The following is a 5,612-nucleotide window of genomic DNA, read 5'->3' on the forward strand; positions in this document are numbered from 1 at the left end:
TTAGTGGGAATATCAAAGAGAATGATTTACCCGTCAGTCGTCGGGTGTTTGCTGTTAGCCAAGAAGCTCTGCCCATCGGGGGATCAAATGATACCAGTCAAGCCGTATTGGGATCAGCAATCAGTGATCCTGATAGCGGTAATTACAATATTGATACATCCCCTTATGAGGGAGCAGTGCTTGTCGTTGCTGAGGATGACTTTGGTAGCGAATGGCAACCTGATACCAATTATCAGGTCAACGATGTTATCAGGCCGCTCAATTTCCAAGGCTACGTTTACTATTGCACTGTCGCCGGAGTGAGCAATAGCACTGAGCCAGTGTGGTGGATTGATACCGATAACGTCCAAAGTGTAGGCACTGCAAAGTTCAAGGCAAAGCCATTTAGTCGACCACTGACTCATGGCCCTGTTAATCCTACAATTATCCCAAATTAATAATTTATGGCTTATGTAATTACAGCTCCGGTTGATTTCGCTTTCGGTCTTGATGCATATAAGCCGAGTGCTGACTTTGGCTTTTATCCGACAGCCAGATATGCCTTTGTTCCGCCACCTTCCGTTATCCGGTTTTATCAGGGTAACTGGAAAAAAGCCGTTGGCCGACAGCAGCAGAGAGCGGCGGTTTATTCCACCAGTCGGCCTATCAGCTCTTCCCGGACGCAAAGTAGTCGGCAGGCAAGGTCTGTGGAAGCTTCACCTTTTGGGCTATTTTGGGGGGCAGTGGCTAAAAAGGAAGCTCAGGTCAGTTTTAGTCATAGCGACAGCCTGAAAAAAGAGGCGACAGCTGACGGGCGTTGGCAGCAGGCTGTTAACATAGACGGTCATAAGTCGCAGCGATGGGATCAGTCCATTCAGGCAAAGGATGAGAAAGATCGTATTCTCTGGAACCGGCCTTTTGTAAGAGACAGCAATCAGATCAGCAGCTTCCGGCGAGTGGATGAGTTCAGTCCTGCTCATCAGATAGAGAAGCTGGGCTATCTGATACCGAGCCTTATTAATTTCCGCTTTGCTGGCATTCCCTATTCGCCCGAAGCCACACCTGCTGTTTATTTCCGAATGGGACGATTGGTTGATGCCAAGGTTATTCAGCCAAGGGATAGCAAGCGGCGCTTTGCCTTCCAGAAAAACAGAGCCGAGGATCAGCCGGTTATTATACCGTGGGGCTTTGGCCAGAAAGCCAAGGATGAGAGCGTTACCGGCAACTATGGCGGCGAGACAGACCCGGTCATTGTGGAAAAGCCGGAGCCGGAACAGCCAGAGATCAGGGAGAGTTATCTGCTTATGAACATCATCACCACCGTCGTATTACCTTCCCGGACACCGCTTGAACTGCCCTCAATGGAAATTAGCCTGGATATTGATAGCTTCTCATGGAGCTTTACCGGGCAGCTGTGGGGCGCTTCCAATATTGCACTGGTGGAACCGGACAAAAGCGGTCCGAAGCAAATTGAGGTGGATATCAATGGCTGGAAATGGATCTTTATTATCGAAAGATATAGCACGGATAGACGCTTCGGGGATGAACGTTACACCCTCTATGGCAGCAGCCGAACCCAACTACTCGCAGCGCCTTATGCACCACAACGAAGCAAGAGCAACAGCGCCAACCTCAACGCCAAACAGGCTATCATCGAAGAACTGGCCAATACCGGATTCACAGCAACCTATCCTGACCTGAATGACTACAGCACACCGGATTGGATTATGCCCGGAGGCTCATTCAGCTATCAGAACCAGACCGCTATGCAGGTAGTAGCCAAGATCGCTACTACTGCCGGATCAGTGATTATCCCAGGCCGTGATAATGACCAGGTGAGCATTCAACCCCGATACCCGGCCAGCCCTTGGGCATGGAGTACGGCCACGATGGATAAGATTGTGCCTGCCAGTATGGTCATCAGTTTAAGCGCCAACTGGCGACCGGAGCAGGCTTACAATGCAGTCTATGTTTCCGGGACTAATGCTGGTGTGGCGGTCAACGTCAAAAGAGCCGGCTCCAATGGCGATAACCCGGCTCCCGATATTCTGGAAGACTGGCTCACGGAAACGCAGGTCAATACCGAGCGAGGCCGGAATGAGCTGGCCATAGGTGGCAACCAGAGCATTACTACCATCGAGCTACCTCTGACCGATACCAATACCGCTCCCGGACTAATTGAGCCGGGAATGCTAGTCGAGGTTCAGGATATAACGGGAGACTGGCAAGCCCTTTGTCTGGCGACCAGTATCAGTGCCAGTGGCGTGGGAACCGTTATTCAAAGCACTGAATTGGAGAGGCACTACTGATGGCAACCACTAACATCTGGCAACAGTTCAAGGCGCTCATTCCAGAAGGGGGGCGGATCGTGGCTACCATTACCGCCAATAACGGCAATGGCACCAGCCAGGCAAAGCTTAGAGATGGCTCGGTTATAGCGGTTAAAGGGGAGTCTGTAAGTGTTGGGGAAAAAGTATTTATTGAAAAAGGTGAGATCAAAGGTACTGCGCCGAGTTTGGCGCAGTACGAAGTGGAGGTTTAAGTTAAAGCCCAAGATCCCTTAAAGATTGCTGATGATCATTGACCCAGGAAGTCGGACCATTAGTACTTCGCCCCCTAAGCGTGCAGGCAGCTGCACTGGGGCTACTGAACTCATAATCTTCGGTGAAGACATAACAATTATCACTTTCCGCGAGTATGCCTTTTTCAATTAGCCTGGTTCTACTGGCCCGCAAGCGTTCAGGGCAAGAATTAACGGGGTGTTCAACCGCCTGTGAGCCTTTAAAAACGGTAAAGCCACCCTCAGAGCGCTTACCAGTTGCCATAAGCGAGCCTTTGACCTTGCAATAAAATAACGATGCACTCTCTGATGCAAAAGCGGAAGTGGTACTGCCAGACTTGGTCGTTGGCAAAGAATATACCAAGTGGTGAATCCCCAACACAGGCAGTAACTGCAACATGCGCTCAATATAAACATCCATTTCTGCACGATCCGCTTCAGGCAATGAAGAGCCACTTGCAGCATTATTCATGATAATGGTTCGCTTATTAGTTTGAGCCAACTGAATCAGTTTTCCCTCTATGTAGCGTATATGGGCTTTCGTCAGGTTATCGTCTTTGCTGACAAAGGCAGAGGTATGAATCCAGTAGTCTTTTTCCTCATTTTTGGCATGCTGTTTCAGCCGCTTGGAAACGTCCTCTGCTTCGCCTATGTAAAAAACCGGATCTCCAGACTCAGAATCAGTGCCCGTTAGTAGATAAACCCCTGGGCTGTTCAACTCTGGCCGAGTCAGAAAATCATCAAGATCACTTCGAGGTCCGGCAATGGCCTTGCCTGTCCAATTGGAAATTTCGGCGGTACGCAGTCCGGTTGGGCTGCCTTTGACAAGGAACAGTTTGATGGTGGCTGGCTGCATATACGAGAATCACGTTCAATAAATATACAAGCCATATCGACCCCATCAACTTGATCATTATTGATTAGCAACGGTTTTGGAGAATCTGTCAACTACATAAATATCCTGCAGCAGTTCAAGGCATTGATACCTGGAGGAGTGGAAGTTTTGGCTGGCCTCACCGCAATAACGGTAATGGCACCAGTCGGGCAGAGCTTCGGGATGGTTCGATTATTACCGTGAAAGGGGAGTCAGTGGGAGTTGGTCTAAAGACTTTTGTTCAGTGAGGAGAGATAAAGGGGGCTGCGCCTGATATAGCGCAGCATGAGGTGGAGGTTTAGTTTAGAAATTAAAATTTGAAGTGAACTATAGTGCTACTTGTTAATGAAAACCACCTAATATTTTAACTGTTTTTTCTGATCCAGTATTCTCTGGGTATCCATAGAGATTTTGAGGGTGCTGGAAATTCTTTGTTTATCTTGATAGTTGACTGGGAACATATAGATGTGCTGGATAATAATTTCTCTTAAAATTCGAGCACATGTTGGATTTGATGAAAATTTATCATTCAATAACTCAATGTTTCTGAAGTCAAGGTTTTTATGAAAATGAAGGTCTATGGCTTGATTTATCAAATTGATTGAGTTTGTGTTAAAATCTTTTTCAATTTCTTTATAAATCGCTTCTGCTTCAGATGATCCCATGGATGTAGAGATTTTTCGTATAACTCCAAAAATAACACCGTAGGTTAAAAATAGAAAAGCACTTTTAGCTTCTTTTTCAATTTGTTGATTTGTTAAGGCTGGGTTTTCTTGTAAAATGTTTTCAATAATCTTAATTACTTCATGTTTTGATTTGTTAGCTATTCCCAGAAAGTAGTCTAAAAATCTTAGTCCTGTATTCATTCCTTCATGGACAAGAGAATATAAGTCAGGTCTTTTCAGTGAAGCATGACGGTTTCTGACAATTTGTCCAGCAATTTCAATACCCCTGAAGGTTTTATTAATCTGTGCTAATGTGTCAGATGGCTGAAGGTCATCAATATAATCTTCTCGTATTTGCTTGTGTTCTTCAATTTCATCCATTCGTTTATCATGGGATTCTCGCTCATCCTTTATTTTTCTTTTCTCAATAATAAGAGTAGGTATTTCTTTTATGAATTCATTCATAAACTCCAATGTTGCAGAGTCTAAGCTAGATGGCTTCTGCTCTTGGAAAAGTTCCATTAAAGTTAACTGTATTTCATCAAGAACCCATTGATCTTTAGTATGATGAGTAAGAAATATTATGATATTTGAACAATCTTCATTATGAAGATTGTTTAGTAGTTCTGAAACTGCGGTCTTTGTTTCATTGTTAGATCTAAAGTTTTCAGCCATTCTTTTTGCAGTAAAGAAATAATATATATATTTATACTTAAAATGTATCAGTTCATTCACTTTAAAGAGTATGTGTGTTTTTATAAGAGTTTTTATTATTTCTTCACGGTTGACGGGAAGGAAATTTTTTTCATAATCTGCAAAGAAATTATTTAGATCTAATTCAGTTAGCTTTGGCTTTTGGCTTGAAAACATAAACCATGCAAGCTCGGTCATTACGTTCAGGTATTTATCAATGTCATCACCTTTTATTTTTGCTTTATCGAATGACTGATACACTAGGTATTGATAGCAATGACCATGTGAAGTTAAGTCGTATTTTTGTGGTGTATACGTCTCAAACATTTGTAGTAGCGTTAAAATATATATAGGCTTTGGAGGGATAATGTGCTTCCTTACCATTGGATTTATTTTTAGTTTTATTTGATCAGTTAGTTTATATAGTTCATCATCTTCTATTATTTCCTCTCTACCAAGGGAGACCCATTTCTCAATGATTTCTGTCCTTTTTATATTGCCAAAAGGAACGATTTCATAGCACGAAAAGTCTTCAAGTTCATCAATGTCATGAGCGACAAATTGGAATGTATTTGATGATATAAGTATGCATGTATCAAATTCTGACTTACATTGGGAAATCAGTTTTTCAAGATTTTTAGTGTTGAGCTTTATCTCGGAAAAGTCATCTATGATAACAGCTAATTTTCTATCACCTAAGGCTTCACGATTTGGTTTGTATTGATTTCTTAATTCTGAATCAATTATGCTGTTAAGATTTGAACTTTTTATATTAATTCCGTTCAGAACAATGGGTAGATAATCTGAATTAAGCAGTGAAGCAAATAGTTTTTTTGAAAGG

At 43.4% G+C, this 5,612-nt stretch carries 5 protein-coding genes; 3 read left to right on the forward strand and 2 right to left on the reverse strand.

Features of this window, described 5'->3' with window-relative positions; translation table 11 throughout:
* From ACO6V1_RS22070 to ACO6V1_RS22080, 3 genes are all read left to right on the forward strand, one after another.
* A partial coding sequence (locus tag ACO6V1_RS22070) for a hypothetical protein (RefSeq protein ID WP_422468598.1) occupies positions 1-437 on the forward strand: 437 nt, incomplete at its 5' end.
* Between the two features lie 6 nt (positions 438-443).
* Entirely contained in the window at positions 444-2,288 is a 1,845-nt protein-coding gene (locus tag ACO6V1_RS22075; protein ID WP_422468600.1) for a hypothetical protein, read from the forward strand.
* A complete protein-coding gene (locus ACO6V1_RS22080; protein ID WP_422463141.1) occupies positions 2,288-2,521 on the forward strand; it encodes a hypothetical protein in 234 nt (77 codons plus the stop codon). Before ACO6V1_RS22075 ends, ACO6V1_RS22080 begins: the two co-directional genes overlap by 1 nt.
* Position 2,522: 1 nt before the next feature.
* On the opposite strand, the gene ACO6V1_RS22085 is transcribed toward ACO6V1_RS22080, so the two are convergent.
* Together ACO6V1_RS22085 and ACO6V1_RS22090 are read right to left on the reverse strand one after the other, a co-directional pair.
* Positions 2,523-3,395, reverse strand: a complete 873-nt coding sequence (locus ACO6V1_RS22085) for a GIY-YIG nuclease family protein (RefSeq protein ID WP_422468602.1) — start codon at positions 3,393-3,395, stop codon at positions 2,523-2,525.
* A 374-nt stretch (positions 3,396-3,769) separates the two neighbouring features.
* Positions 3,770-5,612 (reverse strand): NACHT domain-containing protein (locus ACO6V1_RS22090; RefSeq protein ID WP_422468605.1); only part of this gene is annotated, 1,843 nt, incomplete at its 5' end.

Origin of the sequence: Endozoicomonas sp. ALC013 (assembly GCF_049310205.1) — a bacterium.
GTDB lineage: Bacteria > Pseudomonadota > Gammaproteobacteria > Pseudomonadales > Endozoicomonadaceae > Endozoicomonas.

What these genes read in the sequence shown, in the direction of transcription:
- ACO6V1_RS22075 (WP_422468600.1), top strand. Translation starts at nt 444, where the DNA reads ATGGCTTATGTAATTACAGCTCCGGTTGATTTCGCTTTCGGTCTTGAT.
- ACO6V1_RS22085 (WP_422468602.1), bottom strand. Translation starts at nt 3,395, where the DNA reads ATGCAGCCAGCCACCATCAAACTGTTCCTTGTCAAAGGCAGCCCAACC.
- ACO6V1_RS22080 (WP_422463141.1), top strand. Translation starts at nt 2,288, where the DNA reads ATGGCAACCACTAACATCTGGCAACAGTTCAAGGCGCTCATTCCAGAA.